The 26,519-nt window shown below is 61.0% G+C and carries 30 protein-coding genes and 1 pseudogene; 12 read left to right on the forward strand and 19 right to left on the reverse strand.

Features of this window, described 5'->3' with window-relative positions; genetic code table 11:
• Window positions 1–16 precede the first annotated feature (16 nt).
• Window positions 17–2,440 (forward strand): phenylalanine--tRNA ligase subunit beta, encoded by a 2,424-nt coding sequence (gene pheT / locus HJB82_RS16335; protein WP_221140673.1) that lies wholly within the window; start codon window positions 17–19, stop codon window positions 2,438–2,440.
• A 52-nt stretch (window positions 2,441–2,492) separates the two neighbouring features.
• Here the strand turns inward: pheT and HJB82_RS16340 are convergent, their stop codons facing one another.
• Together HJB82_RS16340 and HJB82_RS16345 are read right to left on the reverse strand one after the other, a co-directional pair.
• The gene (locus HJB82_RS16340; protein WP_221116663.1) at window positions 2,493–2,852 is read right to left on the reverse strand and encodes a nuclear transport factor 2 family protein; all 360 of its coding nucleotides are present in this window, start codon (window positions 2,850–2,852) and stop codon (window positions 2,493–2,495) included.
• A 100-nt stretch (window positions 2,853–2,952) separates the two neighbouring features.
• Window positions 2,953–3,948: an aldo/keto reductase gene (locus tag HJB82_RS16345; RefSeq protein ID WP_221140675.1), complete on the reverse strand. Its 996-nt coding sequence runs from the start codon at window positions 3,946–3,948 to the stop codon at window positions 2,953–2,955.
• Between the two features lie 122 nt (window positions 3,949–4,070).
• On the opposite strand from HJB82_RS16345, the gene HJB82_RS16350 reads away from it, so the two are divergent.
• On the forward strand, window positions 4,071–4,958 hold the full coding sequence (locus tag HJB82_RS16350) for a LysR family transcriptional regulator (protein ID WP_207582542.1): 888 nt from the start codon (window positions 4,071–4,073) through the stop codon (window positions 4,956–4,958).
• Between the two features lie 49 nt (window positions 4,959–5,007).
• On the opposite strand, the gene HJB82_RS16355 is transcribed toward HJB82_RS16350, so the two are convergent.
• Entirely contained in the window at window positions 5,008–5,505 is a 498-nt protein-coding gene (locus tag HJB82_RS16355) for a ferritin-like domain-containing protein (protein ID WP_007633960.1), read from the reverse strand.
• Window positions 5,506–5,652: 147 nt separating this feature from the next.
• Between HJB82_RS16355 and HJB82_RS16360 the strand changes: the two genes are divergently transcribed.
• A complete protein-coding gene (locus tag HJB82_RS16360) occupies window positions 5,653–6,270 on the forward strand; it encodes a hypothetical protein (protein WP_221116665.1) in 618 nt (205 codons plus the stop codon).
• Between the two features lie 79 nt (window positions 6,271–6,349).
• Here the strand turns inward: HJB82_RS16360 and HJB82_RS16370 are convergent.
• The 7 genes and pseudogenes from HJB82_RS16370 to HJB82_RS16400 form a co-directional block, all read right to left on the reverse strand.
• Window positions 6,350–6,597: pseudogene (locus tag HJB82_RS16370) on the reverse strand (IS6 family transposase); the annotation flags it as partial.
• A 17-nt stretch (window positions 6,598–6,614) separates the two neighbouring features.
• Window positions 6,615–7,493, reverse strand: a complete 879-nt coding sequence (locus tag HJB82_RS16375; protein WP_207582544.1) for an SDR family oxidoreductase — start codon at window positions 7,491–7,493, stop codon at window positions 6,615–6,617.
• A complete protein-coding gene (locus HJB82_RS16380; RefSeq protein ID WP_221140677.1) occupies window positions 7,490–8,275 on the reverse strand; it encodes a hypothetical protein in 786 nt (261 codons plus the stop codon). The genes HJB82_RS16375 and HJB82_RS16380 overlap by 4 nt, the downstream gene beginning before the upstream one ends.
• 10 nt (window positions 8,276–8,285) lie before the next feature.
• Complete coding sequence (locus HJB82_RS16385) at window positions 8,286–8,879, reverse strand: protein-S-isoprenylcysteine O-methyltransferase (protein WP_207582546.1); 594 nt, start codon at window positions 8,877–8,879, stop codon at window positions 8,286–8,288.
• 207 nt (window positions 8,880–9,086) lie between these two features.
• Window positions 9,087–9,668, reverse strand: a complete 582-nt coding sequence (locus tag HJB82_RS16390; RefSeq protein WP_221116666.1) for a hypothetical protein — start codon at window positions 9,666–9,668, stop codon at window positions 9,087–9,089.
• 141 nt (window positions 9,669–9,809) lie between these two features.
• The gene (locus tag HJB82_RS16395) at window positions 9,810–9,932 is read right to left on the reverse strand and encodes an ABC transporter (RefSeq protein WP_207582548.1); all 123 of its coding nucleotides are present in this window, start codon (window positions 9,930–9,932) and stop codon (window positions 9,810–9,812) included.
• Between the two features lie 180 nt (window positions 9,933–10,112).
• Complete coding sequence (locus tag HJB82_RS16400) at window positions 10,113–10,703, reverse strand: L,D-transpeptidase (RefSeq protein ID WP_207582549.1); 591 nt, start codon at window positions 10,701–10,703, stop codon at window positions 10,113–10,115.
• Window positions 10,704–11,002: 299 nt separating this feature from the next.
• Between HJB82_RS16400 and HJB82_RS16405 the strand changes: the two genes are divergently transcribed.
• Window positions 11,003–11,755 (forward strand): SDR family NAD(P)-dependent oxidoreductase, encoded by a 753-nt coding sequence (locus HJB82_RS16405; RefSeq protein WP_207582550.1) that lies wholly within the window; start codon window positions 11,003–11,005, stop codon window positions 11,753–11,755.
• Window positions 11,756–12,026: 271 nt separating this feature from the next.
• Here the strand turns inward: HJB82_RS16405 and HJB82_RS16410 are convergent, their stop codons facing one another.
• A complete protein-coding gene (locus HJB82_RS16410; protein WP_207582551.1) occupies window positions 12,027–12,470 on the reverse strand; it encodes a GNAT family N-acetyltransferase in 444 nt (147 codons plus the stop codon).
• 12 nt (window positions 12,471–12,482) lie between these two features.
• Window positions 12,483–13,430 carry an aldo/keto reductase gene (locus tag HJB82_RS16415; protein ID WP_221140680.1) on the reverse strand — a complete coding sequence of 316 codons (948 nt, stop codon included), beginning with the start codon at window positions 13,428–13,430 and terminating at the stop codon, window positions 12,483–12,485.
• A gap of 179 nt (window positions 13,431–13,609) precedes the next feature.
• Between HJB82_RS16415 and HJB82_RS16420 the strand changes: the two genes are divergently transcribed.
• Window positions 13,610–14,596, forward strand: coding sequence for a Gfo/Idh/MocA family protein (locus HJB82_RS16420; protein ID WP_207582553.1), 987 nt, complete (start codon window positions 13,610–13,612; stop codon window positions 14,594–14,596).
• Between the two features lie 92 nt (window positions 14,597–14,688).
• On the opposite strand, the gene HJB82_RS16425 is transcribed toward HJB82_RS16420, so the two are convergent.
• Both HJB82_RS16425 and HJB82_RS16430 read right to left on the reverse strand, forming a co-directional pair.
• Window positions 14,689–15,066 carry a GtrA family protein gene (locus HJB82_RS16425; protein ID WP_207582554.1) on the reverse strand — a complete coding sequence of 126 codons (378 nt, stop codon included), beginning with the start codon at window positions 15,064–15,066 and terminating at the stop codon, window positions 14,689–14,691.
• The gene (locus HJB82_RS16430) at window positions 15,063–16,070 is read right to left on the reverse strand and encodes a glycosyltransferase (protein WP_221140682.1); all 1,008 of its coding nucleotides are present in this window, start codon (window positions 16,068–16,070) and stop codon (window positions 15,063–15,065) included. The genes HJB82_RS16425 and HJB82_RS16430 overlap by 4 nt, the downstream gene beginning before the upstream one ends.
• A 159-nt stretch (window positions 16,071–16,229) precedes the next feature.
• Between HJB82_RS16430 and HJB82_RS16435 the strand changes: the two genes are divergently transcribed.
• Window positions 16,230–18,074, forward strand: coding sequence for a hypothetical protein (locus tag HJB82_RS16435; protein ID WP_221140683.1), 1,845 nt, complete (start codon window positions 16,230–16,232; stop codon window positions 18,072–18,074).
• 24 nt (window positions 18,075–18,098) lie between these two features.
• On the opposite strand, the gene HJB82_RS16440 is transcribed toward HJB82_RS16435, so the two are convergent.
• The gene (locus HJB82_RS16440; protein WP_221140770.1) at window positions 18,099–18,344 is read right to left on the reverse strand and encodes a hypothetical protein; all 246 of its coding nucleotides are present in this window, start codon (window positions 18,342–18,344) and stop codon (window positions 18,099–18,101) included.
• Window positions 18,345–18,664: 320 nt separating this feature from the next.
• Here HJB82_RS16440 and xseA point away from each other — a divergent pair, with 320 nt between their 5' ends.
• The 4 genes from xseA to HJB82_RS16460 all read left to right on the forward strand — a co-directional run bounded on the left by xseA (window position 18,665) and on the right by HJB82_RS16460 (window position 21,950).
• Complete coding sequence (gene xseA / locus HJB82_RS16445) at window positions 18,665–20,251, forward strand: exodeoxyribonuclease VII large subunit (protein ID WP_221140685.1); 1,587 nt, start codon at window positions 18,665–18,667, stop codon at window positions 20,249–20,251.
• A gap of 70 nt (window positions 20,252–20,321) precedes the next feature.
• Window positions 20,322–21,017, forward strand: a complete 696-nt coding sequence (locus tag HJB82_RS16450; RefSeq protein ID WP_221140686.1) for a YafY family protein — start codon at window positions 20,322–20,324, stop codon at window positions 21,015–21,017.
• A 66-nt stretch (window positions 21,018–21,083) separates the two neighbouring features.
• Window positions 21,084–21,458 carry a VOC family protein gene (locus HJB82_RS16455; protein WP_207582559.1) on the forward strand — a complete coding sequence of 125 codons (375 nt, stop codon included), beginning with the start codon at window positions 21,084–21,086 and terminating at the stop codon, window positions 21,456–21,458.
• 3 nt (window positions 21,459–21,461) lie between these two features.
• A complete protein-coding gene (locus HJB82_RS16460; protein WP_221140687.1) occupies window positions 21,462–21,950 on the forward strand; it encodes an EVE domain-containing protein in 489 nt (162 codons plus the stop codon).
• Window positions 21,951–21,986: 36 nt separating this feature from the next.
• Here the strand turns inward: HJB82_RS16460 and HJB82_RS16465 are convergent, their stop codons facing one another.
• Complete coding sequence (locus HJB82_RS16465) at window positions 21,987–22,487, reverse strand: MarR family winged helix-turn-helix transcriptional regulator (protein WP_207584238.1); 501 nt, start codon at window positions 22,485–22,487, stop codon at window positions 21,987–21,989.
• A gap of 81 nt (window positions 22,488–22,568) precedes the next feature.
• Between HJB82_RS16465 and HJB82_RS16470 the strand changes: the two genes are divergently transcribed.
• On the forward strand, window positions 22,569–23,480 hold the full coding sequence (locus HJB82_RS16470; protein WP_221116671.1) for an EamA family transporter: 912 nt from the start codon (window positions 22,569–22,571) through the stop codon (window positions 23,478–23,480).
• Here the strand turns inward: HJB82_RS16470 and HJB82_RS16475 are convergent.
• Window positions 23,428–24,681, reverse strand: a complete 1,254-nt coding sequence (locus tag HJB82_RS16475; RefSeq protein ID WP_221140688.1) for an aminopeptidase — start codon at window positions 24,679–24,681, stop codon at window positions 23,428–23,430. The two genes, HJB82_RS16470 and HJB82_RS16475, sit on opposite strands and share 53 nt — an antisense overlap.
• 125 nt (window positions 24,682–24,806) lie before the next feature.
• On the reverse strand, window positions 24,807–25,490 hold the full coding sequence (locus HJB82_RS16480) for a glutathione S-transferase family protein (protein WP_221140689.1): 684 nt from the start codon (window positions 25,488–25,490) through the stop codon (window positions 24,807–24,809).
• A gap of 110 nt (window positions 25,491–25,600) precedes the next feature.
• Between HJB82_RS16480 and HJB82_RS16485 the strand changes: the two genes are divergently transcribed.
• On the forward strand, window positions 25,601–26,044 hold the full coding sequence (locus HJB82_RS16485) for a MarR family winged helix-turn-helix transcriptional regulator (RefSeq protein ID WP_221116672.1): 444 nt from the start codon (window positions 25,601–25,603) through the stop codon (window positions 26,042–26,044).
• Here HJB82_RS16485 and ybaK read toward each other — a convergent pair whose 3' ends face one another.
• On the reverse strand, window positions 26,045–26,518 hold the full coding sequence (gene ybaK, locus HJB82_RS16490) for a Cys-tRNA(Pro) deacylase (RefSeq protein ID WP_207582565.1): 474 nt from the start codon (window positions 26,516–26,518) through the stop codon (window positions 26,045–26,047).
• Window position 26,519: the final 1 nt, after the last annotated feature.

The following is a 26,519-nucleotide window of genomic DNA, read 5'->3' on the forward strand; positions in this document are numbered from 1 at the left end:
ACGGAGAATTGGGACGATGAAATTCACGCTCTCCTGGCTGAAAGAGCATCTGGAAACGGATGCCGGCCTCGATGAAATCTGCACGCGCTTGACCGAGATCGGGCTGGAGGTCGAGGATGTCGACGACAAGGCGGCGTTCAAGCCCTTCGTCATCGCCAGAGTTGTCTCGGCGGAAAAGCATCCTCAGGCCGATCGCCTGAAGGTGCTGATGGTCGATACCGGGGCCGGCGCGCCGGTCCAGGTCGTCTGCGGCGCGCCGAATGCGCGCGCCGGCCTCGTCGGCGCCTTTGCCGCTCCCGGCACCTATGTCCCCGGTATCGATGTGACGCTTGCCGTCGGCAATATCCGCGGCGTCGAAAGCCATGGCATGATGTGCTCCGAAAAGGAGCTGCAGATCTCCGACAGTCACGACGGCATCATCGATCTGCCTGAAGATGCGCCGGTCGGAAAGAGTTATGCCGCCTATGCCAATCTCGACGACCCGGTCATCGAGATCAACCTGACGCCCAACCGGCCGGATTGCACGTCGATCCACGGCATTGCCCGCGATCTTGCCGCCTCCGGTCTCGGTACGCTGAAGACCCGGCCGGCGCCATCCTTCGCCGTCGACGGCGAGACGCCGGTGAAGCTGAAGCTCGATCTCGACGATCAGAAGCTCTGCCCGGGCTTTGCGCTACGCCTGGTGCGCGGCGTCAGGAACGGCCCGAGCCCGCGCTGGATGCAGCAGCGGCTGATCGCCATCGGCCTGCGTCCGATCAATGCGCTGGTTGATATCACCAACTACATGACCTTCGATCAGGGCCGGCCGATGCACGTCTTCGACGCTGCCAAGGTCAAGGGCAACCTCACCGTCCGCCGCGCCGCCGAAGGCGAGACCGTGCTGGCGCTCGATCAACGTGAATACAAGCTCGGCCCGAACAATGTCGTCATCTCCGATGAAGACGGCATCGAATCGATCGGCGGCATCATGGGCGGCGAACATTCCGGCTGCGACGAGAACACCGTCGACGTGCTGATCGAATCCGCCCTCTGGGACCCGATGAACATCGCCAAATCAGGCCGTAGCCTCGGCATCATCACCGATGCCCGCTACCGCTTCGAACGCGGCGTCGATCCGGACTACATGGTTCCCGGTCTCGAACGCACGACGGAACTGGTGCTGGAACTCTGCGGCGGCACGGCCGCCAGGGCCGAGGTCGTCGGCTATAAGGGTTACGAACCAAAGATCGTCGATTTCCCTTATTCTGAGGTCAAGCGCCTGACGGGGCTCGAAGTCTCGGATGAGGAAAGCAACAGCATTCTGACCCGCCTCGGCTTCACGGTCTCCGGTTCCGGCGAGCGTGTCTCCGTCGCCGTTCCCTCCTGGCGTCCCGATGTCGATGGCAAGGCCGATCTCGTCGAGGAGGTCATGCGCATCCACGGCGTCGACAATATCAAGCCGGCGCCGCTGGAAAGCCATGCGGCGGTCAACGGCAAGATCCTGACGACGCTGCAGATCCGCACCCGCATCGCCAAGCGGGCGCTTGCTTCGCGCGGCATGCTCGAAGCCGTTACTTGGTCCTTCATTCCGGAAGATCAGGCCAAACTCTTCGGCGGCGGGGCGGCAGCCCTCAAGCTTGCCAACCCGATCGCCGCCGAAATGTCGGATATGCGCCCTTCGCTGCTGCCGGGCCTGCTGACGGCAGCCCAGCGCAATGCCGACAAGGGTTATGCCGACGTCGCCCTCTTCGAAGTCTCCGGCACCTATGAGAACGACAGGCCGGACGGCCAGCGCCGCGTTGCCGGCGGCATCCGCCGCGGCACGGCCTCGCTTGCCGGCGCCGGTCGCGCCTGGTCGAATGCCGCCAAGGGCGGTGGCAAGCCGGTCGATGTCTTCGATGCCAAGGCCGATGTGCTCGCCGTCATCGAAGCCTGCGGCCTGCCGATGGGCAATGTCCAGATCGAGCGGGGTGGACCGGATTGGTACCATCCCGGCCGCTCCGGCACCATCAAGATGGGGCCGAAGGTGGTGCTCGGCTATTTCGGCGAATTCCATCCGCTGACCTTGGAAGCGCTCGATGTCTCCGGCGCGCTCTGCGGTTTCGAGGTCTATCTTGATGCGATGGCCGAGCCGAAGAAAAAGGCGACTCGCACCAAGCCGGCGCTCGAACTGTCGCCCTTCCAGGCGGTCAAGCGGGATTTCGCCTTCGTCGTCGACAAGACGGTGGAATCAGGCGCGGTCATCAAGGCTGCGACAAGCGCCGACCGCAAGCTGGTCACCGGCGTCAATGTCTTCGATATCTTCGAAGGCGCGTCGGTCGGCGAGGGCAAGAAGTCGGTGGCGATCGAGGTTCAGATCCAGCCGGTCGAGCGTACGCTGACGGATGAAGATTTCGAGACACTGACGCAGAAGATCATCGCCAGCGTGATGAAATTCACCGGCGGCGTCCTCAGGAGCTGATCCTGCCGGCTTTGCCGAGACAATGGGACCGGTCGTTAAGCGGCCGGTCTTTTCACGTATGAAGATGGTAGAGCTTGCTGACGATTGTCCAGCGGCCTTCGATCTTCAGCAGCGAGAGATAATCGGTGAAGCGCATTCCGGCGAAATCGTCGGTAACCTTGACGCTCGCCGCATCGCCCTCGACATCGACGCTTTGGATATCCATGAAAGGCTGCGTTCCGGGCGGGGCAGGCTCCTCCGCCAGGATTGCGGAGATGAATTCGTCCCGCGTCAGCCATTCGACGGCATTCTGGTAATAGCCGATGATCGAGCTTTTCGGGTGGAAGGCCTTTTTCAAGGCCGCCTCATTGGCGAAGGCCATGCCCTCGACATAGAGATGAACCGTCTGTTCGACTGCTTGCCTGTCCGACATGTTTTCATCCCGTTTGGTGGGATGGCGGTAAATAGTTTCGCCAGCCGCCAAGGCAAGCCCGGCCGGTTGCATCAGGCCGGGCTTTGGTTTCAGTAAGGGCTCAGAGGTTCGTCATAGCAAGCGAGGTATCCGAATAACGCTTGCCGGCCACCTTCCCTACGGGGATTGCATGGCCGAGCTCTTCAAGCTCAGCCGCACTCAGCACGATATCGGCAGCGGCAGCATTCTGTTCGAGGTGGTGAAGCTTGCGGGCGCCGGGGATCGGCACGATGTTGTCGCCCTGGCTCAACACCCAGGCTAGCGCCAGCTGTGCGGCGGTCACGCCTTTGTCGGCAGCAAGCCGCTCGAGCGTTGCGACGAGTGCCGCGTTGGCGTCGAAATTCTCCGCCTGGAAACGCGGAACCTGCCGGCGGAAATCGTCGGCGGCGAGATCGTCGACCTTGCGAATCGCGCCCGTGAGGAACCCGCGGCCGAGCGGGCTGTAGGGCACGAAGCCGATACCGAGTTCGCGGCACGTGGCAAGCACATCCTCCTCGGGATCGCGCGTCCAAAGCGAATATTCGCTCTGCAGTGCTGCGATCGGATGCACCGCATGGGCGCGGCGGATGGTGGCGCTGCCGGCTTCGGAGAGGCCGAGGGCGCGGACCTTACCCTCCTTCACCAGCTCGGCCATGACGCCGACGGTGTCCTCGATCGGCACATTGGGATCGACGCGGTGCTGGTAGAAGAGGTCGATGGTCTCGATCCCCAGGCGCTTCAGCGAGGCCTCGGCGACCGCTCTGACATGCTCCGGGCGGCTGTCGACGCCGGTGATGGCGGCAGTGCCCGCCTGGCTGGTATCGATCTTGAAGCCGAACTTGGTGGCGATCACCGCCCGGTCGCGAAACGGTTTCAGCGCCTTGCCGAGAAGAACCTCGTTGGTGAAGGGACCGTAGACTTCGGCGGTGTCGAAAAAGGTGACGCCGAGATCGATGGCGCGATGAAGGGTCCTGATCGATTCTGCCTCGTCGCTGGCGCCATAGGCAAAGCTCATGCCCATGCAGCCAAGGCCGACGGCAGAGACGGTGAGATCATTTCCGAGTTTTCGGGTTTTCATGCTGCGCTCCTTTTGAGCTGAACCGCTTTTGGGGGTTTGTGCGGTACGAACAGACCATATTCCTGCCGTATCGCTCAGAAAATACATGCAATTTATAACGGGTTGTTCTATCTGTTCGATCAATGAACCGAACACAGCTCGCACAACTTGCCGTTCTCGCAGCCGTCTCCGAGCATCGCAGCTTCCGGGCCGCTGCCAAGGAACTCCTCGTTGCGCCCTCGGCCGTCAGCCATGCGATCTCGAGCCTCGAGGAGAGCCTGGGTGTCAGACTCTTGGCGCGCACCACCCGCAGCGTCGCGCCGACGGAGGAGGGCCGCCTGCTTCTCGAACGGCTTCGCCCGGCGCTCGAAGAGATCGGCATTGCTTTGGAGGCGGTCCGCGATACGCGTGCCAGGCCTGCCGGAAACCTGCGCATCACCGCGCCGCGCTTTGCCTCCGATCTCCTGCTCGCCCCGCGCCTCGGCGACTTTCTCAACCTCTATCCCGATATCACCCTGGAGATCGCCAATGAGGACGGCTTCACCGATATCGTCAAGGAGGGGTTCGATGCCGGCATAAGGCTGGAGGAGAGCCTGGAAGCCGATATGATCGCGGTCAAGGTCTCGCCCGATCTGACGACGGTGATTGCCGCTTCGCCCGATTATTTCAAGCGCTTTCCGAAGCCGCAGCATCCGCGCGATCTCGTCGGCCACCGCTGCATCAAGCGGCGCTTTACCAACGGCTCAATCTATCGCTGGGAGTTTGAAAAGGATGGGCAGGAACTGGTCGTTTCCGTCGACGGGCCATTGATCGTCAGCGAGGACCGGCTGGCCCTGCTTGCGGCGCTGAACGGCGCTGGCCTTGCCTATCTGTTCGACATGCGCGTGGATGCCGAGCTGGCAAGCGGCAGCCTCGTGCGGGTACTGGAGGATTGGTGCGCGCCCTATTCCGGGGCGTTTCTCTATTATCCCACCCGCCGGCAGATGCGGCCGGCACTGCGCGCCTTCATCGATTTCTTCAAATATGTTTAGGAAGATGCGGGCGACCGGCAAGAGACCTGCCGCCCGTTCTGTTCATCCGTCAGGCAGCCTTTGCCTTCTGGTTCGCAGCCGTGGTGGCGAGCTGGGAAAGGGTCTTGTCGGTCGCCGTTTCCTCCTGCAGCGTCTGGTCGAGCAGGCGGACGGCATCCTTGAGGCCGAGTGTCGCCGCCCAGGTTTTCAGCGTGCCGTAACGGGCGATTTCATAATGCTCGACGGCCTGGGCAGCAGAGATCAGACCGGCATCGAGGGCTGATGTGCCCTTGAATTCCTCCATGATTTCCTCGCCCTCGGCGATAATGCCCTGGATCGCCTCGCAGGTCTTGCCCTGAGCGCGTTTGCCGATCAGTTCGAAAACCTGCTGCAGGCGCTCGACCTGGCCTTCGGTTTCCTCGCGATGCTTTTCGAAGCCCGCCTTCAGTTCGGAAGACTGGGCGGCGCGCGCCATCTTCGGCAGGGCGCGCAAGATCTGCCGTTCGGCAAAATAGATGTCCTTGAGCGTATCGTAGAAGAGATCTTCCAACGTCTTTTCCTTGGCCATTTTCTCGATCCTTGTTCTGGGAAAGGCCGCGAACGCGGCGACACATTAAGAAGCGAGGATCGCGCAAATTGTTCCCGGTCGATTTCGGGTGGACTGGAAATCTGCTCCGGGCGATCATTCCTGCTGTCGATGGAGAAAGATAAAGTCATGCGTAAGCCGGGTTCGATGAAGGGTCTGGAGGATCTTGGCCGCGTACGGCTGTCGCAGAATTTTTTCTTCCGCGATTTCCTGCATTCTGAAATTGCCGATTTCTACCGCATTCCCAACATCCCCGAGGATCCCGATCTGGCGATCGAGGTGGGCAGGAGGCTCTGCGAGGAATTGCTGGAGCCGCTGGAAGCAACCTTCGGGCGCCTGCATATCCGCTCCGGCTATCGTTCGCCCGCGGTAAACCGGTTCGGCAACGAGAACGATCTGAACTGCTCGACCAATGCTACCACCGCCGCGCATCACATCTGGGATATGCGGGACTTCGACGGCTGCATGGGTGCCGCGGTCTGCATTGCCGTGCCGTGGATGCTCGACCACTACAGCAATGAAAGCGACTGGCAACGGCTCGCCTGGTGGATCCACGACCACCTGCCCTATGCCTCACTTTGTTTCTTCCCGAAGCTCTGGGCCTTCAATATCCAATGGCACGAACGGCCGAAACGGGTGATTCAGAGTTATATCAGCCCGCGCGGCATACTCACCAAACCGGGCATGGCGAACTGGGAGGGCGATCACGCCGCTTTCTACCAAGATTTTCCCAGACTCAAAAGCTGATGCGGTAGCGGATGTGGCCGTCGCTCTCAACATAGCTGTCGTAGAGCGCCCGGGCTGTCTTGTTCTGCTCGCTCGTATGCCAGTAGAGCCGCGCCCAGCCCTTGCCCTTGATGGAAACGACTATTTCGCCGAGATGCCACTTGTCGGCAAAACTTCCCACCGCCGCCGGATGTAGCGGGCATAGTCTCGGCGGAACTTGGCGCCCGACTCCGCGACAGTCTGGAACGAGACTTCAATGCCGCGCTGCGCCCGCAGATCTTCTACATGACGCAGGCTCAACGGAATGCGGAAATGCAGCCAAACCGCATGCGCTATAAAAAAAGTGATGGCGCCCTACGTGACTCTTATCGACGGCCGCGATGAAACGTTGTCCACCCGCCGCCGCAGCATTTCTTGAACTTTTCCCCGGAACCACAAGGACATGGATCATTTGTTCGGCGTTGCATTCTGCTGACCAAAGGCAGCAAGACGGTCGAGGGCAAGAGCGCCGCCGCAAAAACGGCCAGTTTAGAGGAGGTACCAGGTACGACGAGGCGCCGCCCGGACCTGAAGCCGCGCCAGGCTCGTTCGGCCACATAGTCCGCGTCCAGCTTCGGGAGAACCTTGAAGAGCGTCGACCGGCCAGCGCCGGATCGCTCCAGAAACTCTGTCGATACTGGTCCTGGAGCGACACATGTCACTGTCACGCCGGTGCCGCGCAACTCTTGATGAAGTGCTTCCGAAAAGGAGCGCACGAAGCCTTTGCTGGCGTAATACAACGCCATATTCGGCCCAGGAAGGAAGCTTGCCACTGAGCCAAGATTGATTACGCCGCCGCGCCGCCGCGCCGCCATTTCCGGCAAGAAGCGAAGGGTCAGATCGCTTAATGCGCGTATGTTGACATCGATAATTCCGAGTTGGTCGTCGATAGGCAATAAGGTCGCGGCGCCGCGCAAGCCATAACCGGCGCTATTGACGAGGACATCGCAGAACAAGGCATTTATCGACAGGAAATTTTGCAGACGCGTCGATGTATCTGTGGCCAAGAGATCCATTTCCAGCACGAAAGCCTCGCCCCCCGCCTCCCGCACGTCTGCCGCCGCCGATATGAGGCCCTCAATCGAACGCGCAACAAGAACAATTGCGGCACGCTCGCGTGCGGCAACTTTGGCGATGGCCCGCCCGATGCCGCGCGATGCGCCGACAACAACGATGGCTGGACGGAGCACGATTTGTAGGCTCATGTCGCGGTTCTCAAGGCTGTCGTGCCAGGGTTGGCTCCTGTCTGAGCGAGACCCTTCAATTCCCCCGTGACTTCGCCATTCAGTATGTTTTCCAACCGATCCAGCGCTCGTGCAACATTTGCACCGTCCATGACCCTGTGGTCGTAATGGATGCGCACCGTTACAGTCCCGTCATCGTCTATTGGGCCGTAGTTGAGAAGCGTGGTTAGCGGCGTAAGGGGGTTGAGGGATTCTGCCCCGAGGCCAGAGTAGACGGAGAATTGGAAAGTGCCAAAAAAACGCGGCCGCTGCCGACCGAGATTCAGTCCAAGCCACATCACAAGCCACCTGATGGGGCCGGGAAGGTGTGCAAACTTCAATATGCGCCGGAATTCCTTGACCTCCATGACAGGGCGGGACCTTGCCGCCTCGATCAAGGTCTGAAGCTCAGTGATGGATCTCTTCTCGGGAGCCCTGATCAGGCTCAGTAGAACGATCCGCTCGCCTTCATATTCACGTTCGTGGGCAATGGACGCCACATTTCCTGAATATTCATAAAGTCGCGGTGTCGGAAACTTGACATAAGCGCGGCGCAGGTCCGGCAGTTCCTGTGCGAGAAGTGCATATGCCTTTAAGAAGAGAACGGTCCATGACGGCCTGACTGGCTGTGCTGTTCTGGCCGCCAGGAGCGCGCTGATATTCATCTTCCGCTGCACCGTGACGCGCGGCACACCGATCGAGAATTTCATCAGATCGCCGACAAGGCGTCGCGATGCGGAGAGTTTAATGGCTCGACCTCGCATGGGGCCACCTCTAGTAGAGATAAGGAATAATTCGTTTTGTCTTGTCCATGTAGGCTTGATACTCGGGACCGAAAACGTCCAGCATCATACGCTCCTCTTTGTCTACTCTGAGGAAAAAGAGGATCCCGGCGCCGAGCAGCCCCGCTAGTCCCGCCACCCAGTTCGACAGGAGGAAGGCTTGGCCAAGTCCCATGAGCAGAAATGATGTGTACATCGGATGGCGGACAAGGGCATAGGGTCCTTGAGAGATGAGTTTGTGCTTTTCGCGGATCTCCAGCGTTATCGACCAATTCTTGCCGAGGGCCTTGTGGGTCCTACGGAAAACCCACATCGCACAGACGAGAAGTATCGCACCAAGTGCCACGGCCCACAGATGGGGCGGGTAGTCGGCAGCGAGGGGAAATCCGGTTGCAACATAGATCGCTGGTATGATGGAGAGGCCAAGAAGGCCAGCGGCAAGTCCTACTGCCTCCGAAGGCGTGCGGCGGTCGCTAACAACCTGCAAGCGCTTGGCGCGGCGCGCATGAGGACGGCGAATGATCGCCCAGACGACGACCCCGAGGACCCAGATGACCTTACCTGCAGTAGCGATCGATAGGTACAAATCAGGTCACCAAAGCCTTTCCGCACTGGCCGGCGTTTGCCGGTTTACCAACGTACATTCATGAGTCGACCTACCTTAGAGCATGTCTCGCAAAAGTGTGCCGCGGTTTTGCGATAAAGACATGGTAAAAACAAAGACCTAAAGCGTGACAAGCGACTCTGAAAGATCGCGACACGCTTTAGCTTCTTGGTCAAATCCAATATGCCCTCAACCGGTATTCATCTCGCGAAGCTTCGTAATGAATTGTTGCGGCCTCAGCCAAATGCCGGGCGCCTTGTATCCCATGTGACGTGCAATGTCCGCCACGAATGCATTGCAGTTGTAGACCGTTGCTTCCCAGAGACGGGAACTTGCCTGTTGTTTGCGGATGAAGCGAACAGCGTCTTCGTACTCGCCGTCCGATAGCATGACTCTCCAGCTTGCCGACCGGTACGCCTCTTCCAGATCACCGTCGGTCGCTCCGGTTGTTGCTGAAACCGGCACGAAATGGCCCAAGACGTAGGCTCCGGGATCGGTCGAGGCCGGGGCGAGGCCGGCGACCTGCGGATCAACCATGTTTCCGTTCTTGTCCGTGCGCCCAAAGACAACATAGGTGTGTCCATAGCTGAGCGCATATCGCGAACGGAACTCGAGGAAATACCGATTTGAATTTTCGTTGGCCGAGATGGTTGTTCGGCCATTGGCATCGGACGTGAAACGCGGCTGCTGGGCTTTGTCTTTGGTCTGGCATGACACGACGGCAATCGCCATCAGGATTACAAGCGGCAGACAACCTCTTGCAAGCGTCATCAATGCACTCCTCTCACCTGCCTCGGTTCGCACGGGGGGTGAATGCTCATATGAACGCGGCTCCGGGGATAGCCCGGTGCTGGCGACTTAAGTTGTGAGGAGGACCGAACTCGACCCTCGTCACAAATCGAGGGATGGTCGCTACTTATATACTTGAGCAGCAGCCGGTGGCGGTGCCTTGCCTTTTCCTTTGCCAATCATTCCGCAGGCGGTGAGATTGGCAACAGCAAGCACAGAGATGATCACGATTAGAATTCTGCTCATCAAGAAGTCCTCTCCTTAGAATCGGCATCACTTATCGTAGGCAACGTCGATAATAGTAGCGTCAACTTACGTAAAGGCTAGTGCAGAAAGAACACAATCTGAGCGCATCCTAGGCTTTTGCTGCCTGCGCAGCGGGAAAATGGGTCGGCTGCCTGCCGATTCGAGCGAGGAATGCCGCCGCTAGATCACTAGGACTCTGGTTCCCACATGGGTGCGCCCATAGAGATCCACAATGTTGGGGTTGGTGAGTCGGACGCATCCGTTCGACACTGCCTGACCAATCGACCACGGCGCGTTCGTTCCATGTAGACGAAACAGGGTGTCTTTTCCGTCCTGATAGAGATAGAGGGCGGCCGCACCTAACGGATTTCCTGGTCCGCCTGGGACGCCTTCAGCGTATTGGCCGAGGCGCGGCTTACGCGCGATCATGTCGGCGGTCGGTGTCCACGACGGCCATTCTGCCTTGCGACCTACCGTGGCTTGGCCCTTGAAACTCAATCCTTCCTGTCCAACCGCGACGCCGTAGCGTGTTGCCTGACCTCCCGCCTCGACGAAATAGAGATATCGGCTGGCGGTATCGACGACGATGGTGCCGGGCGGCTCATCACCACTATAGCTCACTGTTTGCCGCCGGTAGCGGGTATCACGATCCGGGTTCCGCCCAAGGGCGTAATACCCAAATGGCGGCCCGTCCTCGGTAGTACATCCGGACATTATCAGAGCCAGACTTCCCAGAAGAATTCCCCGGCGCGTAACGTGACTTTCGTCCATTTTCATCTGCCAACGCGATTGATCAGCCCACCCTTGTATTTAACATCGCCGCGCTTTTTGGCAAACGCTCTTGCATCAGTGCTTATAGAGCAACGGAAAACGGGGAACTCGCATGCTATGATATCCGTCAAATGCCGGGCATTTTCCTGCGGAGTTTTGGGGTCGACGGCAGGCAGAGTCGTTGTGGTCCACCGATCGGCACCTTCAATGAGTGGTTGTTAGATGAGGATTTGTTTAAAATTCTTGCATGCACGACCCGCCTCTGTTCGATTAGGATCGAGTAAAACTGGGGGGCGGGAATGGAGCTTGGCTTCGACGGAAAAGTTGCGATTGTGACAGGTGGGGGGTCGGGGATTGGCGCTGCGATTTCGCGACAACTTGCTCTTGAGGGGGCAGAGGTCATCGTCGCGGATATTGATGCCGATAGTGCCGACCGCGTTGCTACTGATATACGGACGCAGGGAGGGAAGGCTGTCGATTTCGCCGTCGATGTCACCATCGCCGATGCGGTCGAGCGGTTGGTTGAGTTTGCCGTCCAGAAATGTGGTGGCCTCCACCTAGCGGTGAACAATGCAGGGCTGACTGGCGTCCGGACCGCTACCGCGGATTACCCGCTCGACCAATGGCGCAAGTTGATGAGCGTCAATCTGGACGGTACATTCTATTGCATGAAATATGAGATTGCCGCCATGCTGCAAGCCGGCGTAGGCGGGGCCATCGTAAACATGTCCTCCATTCTCGGTTCCGTTGCATTGCCACTGGCATCGGCCTATACCGCGGCTAAGCACGGGGTCATCGGCCTCACGAAGGCCGCTGCGATCGAGTACGCGCGTATGGGTATTCGGATCAATGCAGTTGCCCCCGGCTGGATCGAAACGCCGATTCTGTGTGAGCCTGTGACAAGCACTCGGAGATTGAACTCGTTGCAGCCAATGGGCCGGCGTGGATCGCCCGATGAAGTGGCGGCTCTCGTATGTTTTCTCCTTTCGGAACAGGCAAGCTTCATTACTGGAAGCTGTCATATGGTCGACGGGGCCTACACCGCTCACTAATGCATGTCGCCGGGAAGTGTGCAGCGGTTCCCGGAAAACGACATGCATAAAAACAAAGAGCTAAAGCGCGTCGAATGAATCAAGTTACATGCGACGCGCTTTAGCCACCGAGGGGTAGCGTCGCCGCATGAAGCGGGCCCATCGTGGGCATCCTTTACCCAAGGCGACGCTACCATCCAGAGTTATATCAGCCCGCGCGGCATCCCGACCAAACCGGGCATGGCGAACTGGGAGGGCGATCACGCCGCTTTCTACTAAGGTTTTCCCAGACTCAAAAGCTGATGCGGTAGCGGATATGGCCGTCGCTCTCGACATAGCTGTCGTAGAGCGCCCGGGCCGTCTTGTTCTGTTCGCTCGTATGCCAATAGAGCCGCGACCAGCCCTTGGCCTTGCAGGTGGCGACGAGGTCGTCCATCAGCGCCCGCCCGACCCCTTTGCCGCGTGCATCGCGATCGACAAACAGGTCTTCGAGATAGCAGTCCCTGCCGCGGATCCATGTGCCCTCATGGGTGAGATAGAGCGCAAAGCCCATGATCCTGCCATCGACCTCGGCGACCCGCATGGCGATCGCCGACGCCGGATCGAAAACCCGGCGCCAAGTGGAATCGGTGATATCGGCATCGACCGTGACTTCGTAAAAGGCGAGGTAGGCCGCCCAAAGTTCGCGCCAGCGGCTCTCGTCCTCGGCGCGGGCATCGCGGATCGTCACGGTCATGGGCTCTTTCTTTCAGTTCCCGGCTTGATCGAGCAGGGCCATTGCGTCATCGGAAAGCTGAAGTGTCGCCGATTTCGCCAGGCTTTCAAGCTGCGAAAGGCTGGTGGCGCTGGCGATCGGCGCCGTCACGCCTTTCTTGCGCAGCAGCCAGGCGAGCGAAATTTCGGCGGGCTTGGCGCCGGTCTCGGCAGAAACCGTGTCGAGCGCGGCAAGAATGCGCAGACCCTTGTCGTCGAAATAGGTCGAAACCCGGCCCTCGCGGGCGCGGCCCTGCGTATCGGCCTTGCTGCGGTATTTGCCGGTGAGGAAGCCGGCAGCCAGGCTGAAATAGGTGATGACGCCGATGTCCTCTTCAACGCAGAGCTCGGCGAGCGGCCCCTCGAAGCTTGCGCGCTCATAAAGATTATATTCCGGCTGCACCACATCGTAACGGGGCAGGCCGGCCTTTTCGGCAGCGTCGAAGGAGGCCTGCAGCAGCGTCGCATCATAGTTCGAGCAGCCGATGGCGCGGATCTTGCCCTGCTGCTTCAGCTTGGCATAGGCGCCGAGTGTTTCCTCGTGCGGCGTATCGGCATCCGGCCAGTGCGACAGATAGAGGTCGATATAGTCAGTCTGCAGCCGGCGCAGCGAATCCTCGACCGCCTTGAGGATATAGCTCTCCTTCAGTGTCTTTCCCTGCCCCATGTCCGAGCCGACCTTGGTAACGATGACCGCCTGGTCGCGGGAAACCTTGGCCTGCTTCAGCCAGCGCCCGATGATCTCCTCGGAATCGCCGCCCTTGTTGCCCGGGACCCATGCGGAATAGACATCCGCCGTATCGATCGTGTTCAGGCCAGCGTCGAAGAAGGCGTCGAGAATGGCGAAGGATGCTTTCTCGTCGGCCGTCCAGCCGAAGACATTGCCGCCGATGACGATCGGCGCGACCGAAAGACCCGTTTTTCCAAGCCGGCGCATTTCCATGACGCTCTCCAATATGGTGATGTGTTTGAAATCGTGGACACGGCAGAACGCCGCCTTGCAGCAACCTAGCGCATTCCGGGCATCCGGGAAGGCAAACTTCCGTGATTTCAGCCCGCACCATTGCGCCGTGGCTAAGGCCTGAATATGGTTCGCGGAAATCTGTTTGGGAGGTTTGGATCATGCTGCGTTTTGGTATCATTTCAACGGCGAAGATCGGCCGTGACAATGTCGTTCCGGCAATCCAGGACGCGGAAAATTGCGTCGTCACGGCGATTGCCAGCCGTGATCTCACGCGCGCAAGGGAGATGGCCGACCGCTTCTCCGTGCCGCATGCCTTCGGCTCCTACGAGGAGATGCTGGCCTCCGACCTCATCGACGCCGTCTATATCCCGCTGCCTACCTCGCAGCATATCGAATGGTCGATCAAATCAGCCGATGCCGGCAAACACGTGCTTTGCGAAAAGCCCCTAGCGCTGAAGGCCGATGACATCGACGATCTGATTGCCGCCCGCGACCGCAACCGGGTGGTGGTCACCGAAGCCTATATGATCACCTATTCGCCGGTCTGGCAGAAGGTGCGCGCGTTGATCGACGAGGGCGCGATCGGTACGCTCCGGCATGTGCAGGGCGCCTTCACCTATTTCAACCGCGATCCCGCCAACATGCGCAACGTTCCCGAACTCGGCGGCGGCGGCCTTCCCGATATCGGTGTCTATCCCGTGATGGGCACGCGTTTTTCCACCGGCAAGGAGCCGCTCTGGATCCAGGCGATCACCGAGCGTGATCCGGATTTCGGCACCGATATCTATTCGAGCGTCAAGGCCGATTTCGGCGATTTCGAGCTGAGCTTCTATATCTCGACGCAGATGGCCAACCGTCAGGTCATGGTCTTCCACGGCACCGAAGGTTACATCGAGGTCAAGTCGCCGTTCAACGCCAATCGCTGGGGGCCTGAGGAAATCGAGCTTGCCGATCGCAGCCACAATGAATCACGCATCTTCCGCTTCCAGGACAGCCGTCAATACAAGCGGCAGGTCGAAGCCTTCGCCCGGGCGGTGAAAGGTGGCAAGGAGGAGATCGTCACGCTCGAAAATTCGAAATTGAACCAAAAGGTGATCGACGCGATCTACCGCGCCAGCGAGAAAGACGGCTGGGAAGCCGTCTAGCGCATAATCCTTTCCGAAAATCGGAAGCGATTATGCGCCAATTTAAAGTGTTAGAGCGTCCTTTGCGCGTCCAGTGACGCGCGGCGCTCTAATCATTCGGCGCGGAAGACGAAACGCGAATAGCCGAAGAAGCTGAAGACCATCGAGGCGATGCTGGCGACCACCATGGCCGCAAGCGGCTGAAGTGCCGGCAGCGAAAGCAGAAGTGCGGAATAAAGCCCGTAATTGACGAGCGCTGCCGTTACCCCGACCGAGCCATAGCGGAAGCCTTCGGCGGCCAGCGACCGGCTGGACCGGTCGAAGGTGAAGCTCCGATTGAAAATCCAGGTCACCGCCATTGCAGCCGCGATCGCCACGAGCCGCGCCAGAAACGGCCCGAGCGGCGTCAGATGCAGCAGCGCCGACAGCACGCCGGCATCGACGAGGAAGCCGATGCCGCCCGCGATCGCGAAACGGATGAGCTTTCTCATGCCGCATCCGCCTTGCGGGGGCGGGCGCGCGATACCGGCCCTGCTTCGCCGAGCGGCGCTTTGACGGCGCTCGGCGTTTCCAGGCTCATATAATGGATACGAAGCTGTTCGGAGCGGGCGCGGGCAACCGAATCCAGGATGACGCCGGCGGTAAAAAGCATGAAGGAGATCATCATCAGCGCTGTCGACAGCACCCAGGTCGGCATGCGGCTGACGAGACCCGTCTGGAAATATTCCGCCAGCACCGGCGCCATGAAGCCGAGGCTCGTCAGCATGAAGATGGCACTGATCGCGCTGAAGAAGGCGAAGGGCCGGGTTTCCTTCATCAGCATCGCGAACATCCAGAGGATCTTGGCGCCGTCGCGAAATGTCGAAAGCTTCGAGTGCGAGCCTTCCGGCCGGCGGCCATAGTCGAGTTCGAGTTCGCTGACCGGAAGCTTCAGCCGCGAGGCATGCACGGACATCTCGGTTTCGATTTCGAAGCCGCCCGATACCGCTGGGAAGCTCTTGACGAAGCGGCGCGAGAAAGCGCGGTAGCCGGAAAAGATATCGGTGAAGTCGGGGCCGAAGATCGTCCGGTAGAGCAGGTTGAAAAGCCGGTTGCCGAGCGCATGGCCTTGACGGCCGGCATCGGCACGAACGCCGCGCCGGGTTCCCACAACCATGTCGGCGCGCTCGGTCAGCAGTGTGCGCACCAGCTCTTCGGCATCGCTAGGCGCGTAAGTGCCGTCGCCGTCGGCGATGATGTAGATATCGGCGTCGATGTCGGCGAACATGCGGCGTACGACGTGGCCCTTGCCTTGGCGTCGCTCGCGCACGACATGCGCGCCGGCAAGCATCGCCTGCAGCGCGGTGCCGTCGGTGGAATTATTGTCGTAGACGTGGATCGCAGCATCCGGCAGCGTCGCGCGGAAACCCCGCACGACCGCGCCGATCGTCGCGGCTTCATTATAACAGGGAAGCAGGACGGCAATATTGGGATTATCGGTACGCGATCGGGCCATGACTCTACTCGTTACACTGAAAGCCGCACTCAGCCTAAATCACCCGCCGTTAATAAGACCCTATGACGCAGGCAAAATCGGCACTTCCGCAAACGGCTTTACACTTTCTTGATCGGCGATCGCTAAGCTTCGGCCATCTGAAACGAAGCGCTAACCACGATGAACGCTGTGCAGCCGATCGCCAATGCCTCCTCCGTGACCACTGCTCCAAGGGGAGGGCTGAGCAGGTTGCTGATGCGCCTCTGGCCAACCGTCATTATCTATAGCGTCATCCTCGCCGCTATCCTCCTTGTCACCAAGCTATCCACCGCTACCGATTACGTCGGTCCCGATAATGACGACGGAATGCGTCTCATCGAGGTTCGCGATCTTCTCGCCGGGCAGGGCTGGTTCGATCTAATGCAATACCGCCTCGGCCTCGAGGGCGGCACGCTGATGCACTGGTCGAGGCTGATCGATCTGCCGATAGCTTCGCTGATCTGGTTCTTCGGCCTGTTTACGCCCCACGAGACCGCTGAGGCGCTGGCGCTCGCCGTCTGGCCGGTATCGCTCGTCCTGCCCGCCATGCTCTCCATGGCCGTCGCCGGGCGGCGTATCGGCGGAGTTGCCGGCATGCATCTCAGTCTCGCCATGACCGGCCTTGCGATTTACACCGGCAGCCGTTTCGCGCCTGGAGCCATCGATCATCACAATGCGCAGCTGGGACTTGTCGCGACGATGGTCGCGATGCTTCTGGATCCGGAACGCCGCGGCTGGAGCTATGCGGTCGCCGGCATCGCCGCAGCGGTCGCCATCGCCATCGGCGCCGAGACGACGCCTTTCGTCGCCGCCGTCTGCCTGACCGTCGCTTTACTCTGGGCATGGGAGGGGCAGAATTTCGCGGTTGCCGCAGGGGCCTTCGGCCTGGCGCTGGCGATTGCCATCAGCATGCTCTTTGTCGCAACGGTACCGCCCCGGCTCTATTCGATGGTTACCTGCGACAATCTCTCGCTCGGTTATTACAGCCTGGCGGCGATCGGCGGCGGGCTGATGCTGTTTTCGGCAGTCTTTGCGAGCGGCCTGCGTCGCTCCCTGCGCTTTGCCGCGCTTGGCCTCGTCGGTGCCGGCGTTCTCGGTTCGGCGATGGTGATTGCGCCGCAATGCCTGAGCGACCCGCTGGCCGGTCTCGATCCGATGCTGGTCGAACTCTGGCTGAGGAACGTGTCGGAAGCGCAGTCGGCCTTGGTGCTCGCGCGCACCGATCCGTTCTCGATCGGGGCCTTCTATGCGGCCGGCCTGTTCGGCATGGCCGTCTGTATCTTCCGCATCGTTCGGCGCGACCGTATGCAGATCCATCTGGTGCTGCTCTTCCTGCTCGCCACCAGCTGGGCGATCGCGTTGATCCAGGTGCGCGGCGCGACGTTCTCGAACCTGCTCTCCATTCTGCCACTTGCGCTGCTGATCATCGATATCAGGCGGATCTCCAACAGCGACAGCGACAATGTTGCCGCGGCCTTCGTCTATATCGTGACGGTGCTCGCGAGCGTCCCGGCGGCCTGGGCGGTCGCCGGCGGACTTGTCTCGCTGCAGATGGACAATGGCGCGCAGAAGAAGGCGGCGGCGGCAAAGGTGCTTTCCTGCACCTCGAAAGAGGCACTGGCGCCGCTTGCCGGGCTTCCGGACGGGCTGATCTCCGCACCGTCGCAGATGGGCGTTCCGATCCTTCGCTTTACGAAAAACCGGGTTCTTTCGGCGCCATATCATCGCAATCAGGGCGGCATGCTGACGGAACTGCATATCGGCCTGGCGGAGCCGCAGGAGGCGGAGGCCTTCCTGAAGGGGACAGGGGTGACGGTGGTTGGCTTCTGCCCCAATGACCCGCAGACGCGCGAGATTGCCAAGCTGAAACCGGATGGCCTTTATGCTGAGCTCGGCAAGGGCAATATCCCGCCCTATCTGGAGCCGCTTCCGAAGGCAGCGGAGGTGGGCGTTCAGTTCTTTCGCTATCGGCCGGTGGCGAACTGACGCCGGCAGCTTTCGGTAAAAAATTTAGTGGGAAACACGTGTCGCGCGACGACGACGCGCATTGGCAAAGAGCCCGAGAACGAAGAGCATGAGGCCGCCATTAAAGCCGAGCACGGCATAGACGAACGCCAGGATCGACACTGGTCCGGGCGAGGTTATCGCCGCCGCCGCGAACATTATTCCTATCAGAGCGGCGACCAGCGCGATTGCGGCAGCCGAGCGGGTTTGCCCGGCGCTAATGCCCAATGCTGCTGCTGTGAGAATAATCATTTCAGCACCTTCCCAGAGATAACGAGGGGAAGCATAGGAAGCGCCAACTAACAAAGATTTACCGGCGGCCACCGCCGAAAAGCCTTTGTATTGCGGTGGTTAGCAACTCCTTTCGTCTATAACGCGCATTCTAACTATACGTTCCGCAACCAAACGGATTTACCCGATTTCGTTGTTCATCCGCCAAGCTGCCACGGCCGCATGGTGAGCATGCGTGGCGTAGCGTGCGCCCGCCGCCAACGACCTCGACATCCCGGAAAACAGATCTCGGCGATGACCGCGACCTTCCAGTTTGCCGCCGATGGACATAGAAAGAAGGGATGAGCAACGTCATCGACAGCGATTCGCCGACCAACCTTGCCGAATATTCGGTTTCGGAGCTTTCCGGCTCGATCAAGCGCACCGTCGAAACCGCCTTCGACCAGGTCCGCGTGCGCGGCGAGATCTCCGGCTATCGTGGCCCACACTCCTCCGGCCATGCCTATTTCGCGCTGAAGGACGACCGTGCCCGCATCGATGCCGTCATCTGGAAGGGCACCTTCTCGCGGCTGAAATTCCGCCCGGAAGAAGGCATGGAGGTCATTGCCACCGGCAAGGTCACCACCTTTCCCGGCTCTTCGAAATATCAGATCGTCATCGAGACGCTGGAACCGGCCGGCGCCGGCGCGCTGATGGCGCTGATCGAGGAGCGCAAGCGCAAGCTTGGCGCCGAGGGCCTGTTCGATGCCGCCCGCAAGAAGCGGCTGCCCTTCATGCCAAGGGTGATCGGCGTCGTCACCTCGCCGACCGGTGCGGTAATCCGCGATATTCTTCACCGCATCTCCGATCGTTTTCCCGTGCATGTCCTCGTCTGGCCGGTGAAGGTTCAGGGCGAGGGGTCCGGCGAGGAGGTGGCGAACGCCATTCGCGGCTTCAACGCGCTGGAGCCGGCCGGCGCCATTCCCCGCCCCGACGTGCTGATCGTCGCGCGCGGCGGCGGCAGCCTCGAAGATCTCTGGAGCTTCAACGACGAAATCGTCGTGCGTGCTGCGGCCGAAAGCCGGATCCCGCTGATCTCGGCCGTCGGTCATGAGACCGACTGGACGCTGATCGACTATGCCGCCGATGTCCGTGCGCCGACGCCGACAGGGGCTGCGGAAATGGCGGTGCCGGTCAAGGCGGAGCTCGAGGCCCAGGCCGCCGCCCTTGCCGCGCGGCTGCAGGGCTGCATGAACCGGCAGATGGATCAGCGCCGCCAGTCCGTCCGGGCGCTGATGCGGGCATTGCCGTCGCTCGATCAGCTTCTCGCCTTGCCGCGCCGGCGTTTCGACGAGGCGGCGGCCGGCCTCGGGCGCGGGCTGGAGCTCAACACCATCAACAAGCGTCGCGGCTTCGAGCGCGTGGCCGCGCATTTGCGCCCTGATCTGCTCTCCGGCCGCATCGCCGAGCGCCGCCAGACGCTGAACGAGCGGATCGGGCGGGCCGAGCGCATGGTCGAGCGGCTGATCGACCGTTCGAAATCGCGGGTCGACCGTGCCGAGGCGGTCTTCGCCACACTGCCCGCCCGCCTGCAGGCGCAGACCGGCCGCGCCCGCGACCATCTCGCCAATCTCGTCAGGCACGCCGATACCGCGACATCCCATCGGCTGATTCGGGCAAAAGCCGCGCTTGCGGCGCAGGACCGCGTGCTGCAGTCGCTCTCCTACAAGAATGTGCTGAAGCGCGGTTACGCGGTGATCCGCGACGACGAGGACAGGCCGGTCTCTGAGGCCACAGCTCTTTCGGCAGGTGCGGCGGTCTCGATCGAATTTTCCGACGGCCGCATCGGCGCGGTGACCACCGAAGGCGGCATGCCGCCAACCTCGCTGAAGAGGCGGCCTGCCAAGCCGGAAGCCGGCGGTCCATCGAAGCAGGGAAGTCTTTTCTAGCAATTTGAGTAAAACGCGCAGTCTGATCCTGCCACTATCTGGCAGTGGCAAGAATGTATAGTTTGTCTGCATGTCCCGTTCAGAACGCCTCCTCGATCTTCTCCAGGTGCTGCGCCGCCACCGTCGGCCGGTGAGTGGCGTGGTGCTGGCCGACGAAATCGGCGTCAGTATCCGCACCCTTTATCGCGATATCGCCAGCCTTCAGGCCCAGGGCGCCGCGATCGAGGGTGAGCCGGGCGTTGGTTATGTCTTGAAACCGGGATTTCTCCTGCCGCCGCTGATGTTTCCGCCGGAAGAGATAGAAGCGCTTGTGCTCGGCTCCCGGTGGGTGGCGGACAGAGCCGACGGTCATCTGCGCGATGCGGCGCGAAATGCGCTGGCACGGATCGCCGCCGTGTTGCCGACCGAGCTGCGTGACGAGCTGGACGCCTCTGCGCTTCTGGTGGGACCTGGCGTCGGCATTCCTGTCGACTCCGTCGATCCGGCCCTTCTGCGCAAGGCGATCCGCACCGAACGCAAGCTTTCCCTGTCCTATCGCGATGGAGCCGGCGTCGGGTCGGAGCGTGTGGTATGGCCGTTTGCGCTGGCCTTTTTCGATCAGGTGCGTGTGCTCCTCGGCTGGTGCGAACTCCGCCAGGATTTCCGTTCTTTTCGCACGGATCGAATTGCCCATGCGGAAGCGCTCGACGCCCGCTATCCCAAGCGCAGGCAGGCACTGCTGAAACAGTGGCGGGAGGGTCAGGGAATATCGCAAGGAGACAGATGATACTGCCAGTTTCTGGCAGTATCATTTCATAAGGTCATAACGTCCAACCAACGACAGGAGATCCTTATGACCGACAAAAACAGCATTCTTCTCTACGTGACCGACGCCCCGACCAGCGCCCGCTTCTACACCACGCTGCTTGGGCAGGAGCCCGTAGAGACAAGTGCAACCTTCGCCATGTTTATCTTGCCGTCCGGCCTGGGGCTCGGTCTCTGGGGCAAAGCCGGTGTGGAGCCCTCGCCGGCGGCAGCCGGCGGCGGCAACGAGATAGGGTTCAAGGTTTCCACGGCCGGCAAGGTCGATGCGACCCATGCCGATTGGCAGGCCAAGGGCGCCAACATCGTCATGGCGCCGACCGATCTTGACTTCGGCCGAAGCTTCGTCGCGGCCGATCCCGATGGGCATCGCCTGCGGGTCTATACCGTGTCCGAGGCGGTTTGAGCCATGGCCAATGCCTGGATCGCCGTCGCTTCCGCAGCGCATGTCCGCATCGGCCGTCAAGCCGGTTTCATGCAGGTCTGTCACGGCAAGGCGTCACCCCTCAGGCGAATCACGCCTGGGGATCGTGTGATCTACTACTCGCCCACTGTCGTCTTTGGCGGCAAGGACCGCCTGCAAGCTTTCACCGCGATCGGTCTGGCACACGATGGCGCGCCTTACCAGGTGGAGTTGGAAAGCGGTTTCAGCCCCTGGCGGCGGGATGTCGATTGGCGGCCTGCGGAGGAAACCTTGATCCGGCCGCTGCTCGGCCGGCTCGCCTTCACGCAGGTCGGCCCCAATTGGGGTTATCAGCTCCGTTTCGGTCTGTTCGGCATCAGCAATGAGGATGCCGATATGATTGCAGAAGCAATGCGGCAAGAGCGGCAGGATTTCTCCCCGAATGCCGCCATCTCTGAGCCTTCGAAGCAGGCCCCGGAATGCTGCATGGCATAACCGCAGTGTTCATCATCACCGGCAAGCGTGCGAAAATTACTCGAAATCCGCAAGCAGCTTCCGCAACAGCCTGTCGAGGTCCGCCTTCTCGGCAGCGCTCAGGTTTTTCGACAGCCGGTGCTGATTGGCGACATGGGCGTCGACAGCGGTCTCGACCGTCGCAAGTCCCTTTTCCGTCAGCGCGATGAGCACGCTCCTGCGGTCGTCGGGATTGAGGATCCGCTCGACGAGGCCCGCTTTTTCCAGCTGGTCGATGCGGTTCGTCATCGTGCCGGAGCTGACCATGGTCATCTCGAGGAGCTCGCCCGGCGAAAGCCGGTGGGGCGCACCGGCGCGGCGAAGCGTCGCCAGCACGTCGAAGGCGGAGGACGAAAGCCCCTGCTTCAGCAGCACCGCCTCTACCTCGCGGCCGAGATGGGTGCCGAGGCGCTTCAGGCGCCCGAGGATGCCCATCGGTTCGACGTCGAGATCCGGCCGCTCGCGTCGCCATTGCGCCAGGATCTTGTCGACATGGTCGATCTTGCCGTCTTCGCTCATCATCCACCGATAGCATTCATTATCTTGACGTCAAGATAAGAACCGATAGGATGGATTTGTCTTGAAATAGAGATTCTTGAGATGAAGATAAATTCTGGCTATGCCACCGATCTTGCGATGACCGCACTTGCACCCGCCATCTGGGGCAGCACCTACATCGTCACCACCGCATTGCTGCCGGCCGGGTATCCGCTGACGGTGGCGATGCTGCGGGCGCTGCCGGCCGGCCTGCTGCTTCTGCTGCTGGTGAGAAAGCTGCCGTCCGGCATCTGGTGGGGAAGGACCTTCGTTCTCGGCGCGCTGAACTTCTCGTTCTTCTGGGCGATGCTCTTCGTCTCCGCCTACCGGCTGCCGGGCGGCGTTGCCGCAACGGTCGGCGCGGTGCAGCCGCTGATCGTCATCGCGCTGTCGCGGCTTTTTCTCGGCAAGCCGGTCCGGCAGCTCGCCGTGTTGGCCGGTCTTGCCGGCATGGCCGGCGTCGGGTTGCTGGTGTTGACGCCTACGGCGGGGCTCGATCCCGTAGGGGTCGCCGCCGGTCTCGCCGGCGCCGTCTCGATGGCCTTCGGCACGGTGCTGACACGGCGCTGGGCGCCGCCGGTCTCGAACCTCACCTTCACCGCCTGGCAATTGACGGCAGGCGGCATCCTGCTGGTGCCCTTTGCGCTTTGCCTCGAACCGGCGCTGCCGGCACCGAGCCTCGCAAACATTGCCGGCATCGCCTATCTCGGCCTGATCGGCGCTGCCTTTACCTATTTGCTGTGGTTTCGCGGCCTGTCGCGCATCGAACCCTCGGCAGTCTCTTCGCTTGGCTTTCTGAGCCCGCTGGTCGCGACCCTACTCGGCTGGCTGGCGCTCGGCCAGAGCCTGGCGCCGGCGCAGATCGCCGGCCTCGCCATGGTGCTTGCCAGCGTCTGGCTCAGTCAGCGCATAATGATGCCGGTCAGGCCCATTCGCCCTGCCGCATCACCGGAACCCGCGAGCCATCGGGCTTGACGCCGTCGATATCGACCTTATCAGAGCCGATCATCCAGTCGATATGGATCAAGCTGGAATTGCCGCCCTGCGCCTTGATCTGCTCCTGGCTCAGTGTTGCGCCGTCAAGGAAGCACTTGGAATAGCACTGGCCGAGCGCGATGTGGCACGAGGCGTTCTCGTCGAACAGCGTGTTGTAGAACAGGATACCGCTGGCCGAGATCGGCGAGGAATGCGGCACCAGCGCCACTTCGCCGAGCCGGCGCGCACCCTCGTCGGTATCGAGCACCTTGTTCAAGACCTTTTCACCGCGCGAGGCCTTGGCCTCGACGATGCGGCCGCCTTCGAAGCGCACCTGGATATTGTCGATCAGCGTGCCCTGGTGCGAAAGTGGCTTGGTGCTGGAAACATGGCCTTCGACGCGTAGCGCATGCGGCGTGGTGAAGACTTCCTCGGTCGGGATGTTGGGATTGCAGGTAATGCCGTTTTTGGCGGTGGACGCGCCTCCATGCCATTCATGCCCGTCGGCAAGCCCGACCATCAGGTCGGTGCCCGGTCCCTGGAAATGCAGCGAGGCGAAGCGCTCGCCGTTCAGCCAGGCGGAGCGCTTGGCGAGATTCGCATTGTGCTCGGCCCAGGCGGCGACCGGATCGCTGACATCGACGCGCGAGGCGGTAAAGATCGCCTTGGCGAGCTTGGCGATGGCGATCGGCTCGGGATCGTCGGGGAAGACCACCTTGGCCCAGGATGGATTGGGATAGGAGACGATGTTCCAGTTGATGTCGAAATTCGAGATCTTTTCTAGCGCCGGCTTGTAGGCGGTTGATGTGGCGCGATTGGCGCGGCCGACCTTGTCGGCATCCTGCTCGGAAAGCAGCAAAGGATTGTCGCCGGCGATCGCCAGCCGGGCCGCCCCGTTGGCATAGGCCTTGGCCATGCCCTCGTAGAGCCAGCCGGAGGCGCGGTCGAAGCTCTCGTCGCTGCCATGCTGATAGCGCGAAAGCGTCGTTTCCTCGTCGGAATAGAAGGCGGTGACCAGGCCGGCGCCGGCCTGATAGGCGTGTTTGGTGATCAGGCGAACGAGCGGCAGCGCCACCACCGGCGCGGTAATCACCAGATCCTGACCCTTCTGCAGCTGCAGCCCGACCTTGACGGCAACTTTCGCAAGCTTCTCCAGCTTGACGGGATCAATGGTGTTCTGGCTCTGGGGCATGAAAGTCATGGTTCAACCTGCCTTTTGTCATCGACGTTCTCAAGGCTGGCAGACTTAGACCCGTTTGCGGCGAAAATGAAGCGCGCCGCTACCGAATTGCCAGCGGCCGGATCGACACCCGGCCACTTGCGCGCTCAGGCGGCGGCAGGCTGCCTAAGCAGGATCGAGTTGTGTTTGTTGAGGAAATCCGTCAGTCGCTCGGGGTAATCCTCGCCAACGGCGGCTCGGACACTCGCGCGCTCTGACAGCGCCTTGCGCCAGCGCTTTACCCGCTCGAGCCCGTCGAAAATGCCGCTGTCGCCGAGCGTGTCGAAGAGATCGAAATAACGAAACACAGGCGCGAAGACGGCGTCGACGAGGCTGAAGCCACTGCCGGGAAAATAGGCCCCGTCGCCCAGCGCGCCCTCGAGCGTCGTGAATTTTGCGATGAGCGCCTTGCGCTTGGCCTCCAGCTGCAGTTCATCCTGCGCCGTTTCATAACCCCAGAGATCGGACAGCACGGACGTGCCGAATTCCATCCAGCCGCGATGACGGGCGCGGGTCAGCGGATCGGCCGGATGCAGCGCAGTTCCCACCTGCGTTTCCTCCAGATATTCGCAGATGACGCTGCTTTCGAACAGCACGGCCTCGCTGCCATCCTTTTGTTCGATCCGCAGCAGCGGCACCTTGCCGAGCGGCGAGATTTTCAGGAACCAGTCCGGCTTGTTGGCAAGATCGATGTTGATGCGCTCGAACGGCACGCCCTTTTCGAGAAGCACGATCGCGGCGCGCTGCACATAGGGGCAGAGGTGGTGGCTGATCAATGTAAGCTTGCTCATGGCGCTCTCCTGATGCCGCACGCCGCGGCTGAAAATATCAATAACGATGATAGATGCAAATGCATATAATAGCGATTGCGCCGGCGTTCAAGTTAAATGTAACTGCATCTATGTCCGATAAGTCCCCGACGCCGAGCGAAGCCGCGACCAGCGCATGGATACACATCATGCGCGCCCGCGATCGTCTGCTTGCGGCGATCGAAATCGATTTCAAGGCGGCGAAAATGCCGACGCTTTCCTGGTACGACGTGCTTTGGGAGCTGGCGAGGGCAAAGGGCGGGCGATTGCGTCCCTATGAGATCGAAGAACGGACACTGCTTGCCCAATATAATCTCTCCCGTCTGGTAGACCGGCTGGAAAGGGAGGGCTTGGTCCACCGCGAGACCTTCGACGAGGATGCGCGCGGCCGCTGGGTCGTGATCACCGATGCCGGGCTGCAGCTGCGAGAGCGCATGTGGGCGGTCTATGCCAGGTCGATCGAAACCCATATTGGCTGCAAGCTTGCCGAGACCGAGGCAAATACCATAACAGCTTTACTGGCTCGTTTCCTTTGATCAGGCGATCAACGATACGCCGACCGCTTTCAAGGCCTTCAACGCATCCTTTGGATCGAGCCGCACCTGCAGTCCGCGTTGGCCGCCATTGATATAGACGAGCGGTTCGGCCAGGGCGGTTTCCTCGATCGCCGTCGGCATGGATTTCTTCTGGCCGAAGGGGCTGATGCCGCCGACATGATAACCCGTCAGCCGCTCGGCATCGGCCGGCTTCATCATATTGGCCGATTTGCCGTGAAAGGCGCTCGCAAGCTTCTTCATGCTGACTTCGCGGTCCGACGGCACGACGACGCAGACCGGCTTGCCGTCCACCTCCGCCATCAACGTCTTCAGCACCCGGTGCGGCGCTTCGCCAAGGGCTTCCGCCGCCTGCAGGCCGACGCGCTCGGCGCCCGGGTCGTAGTCATAGGCATGGACCGTGAAGGCGACGCCTGCCTGGGAAAGAACCTGTGTCGCGCGCGTGGTCTTGGACATC

It is taken from the genome of Rhizobium sp. NZLR10, from assembly GCF_019685125.1.
Classification (GTDB): Bacteria; Pseudomonadota; Alphaproteobacteria; order Rhizobiales; family Rhizobiaceae; genus Rhizobium.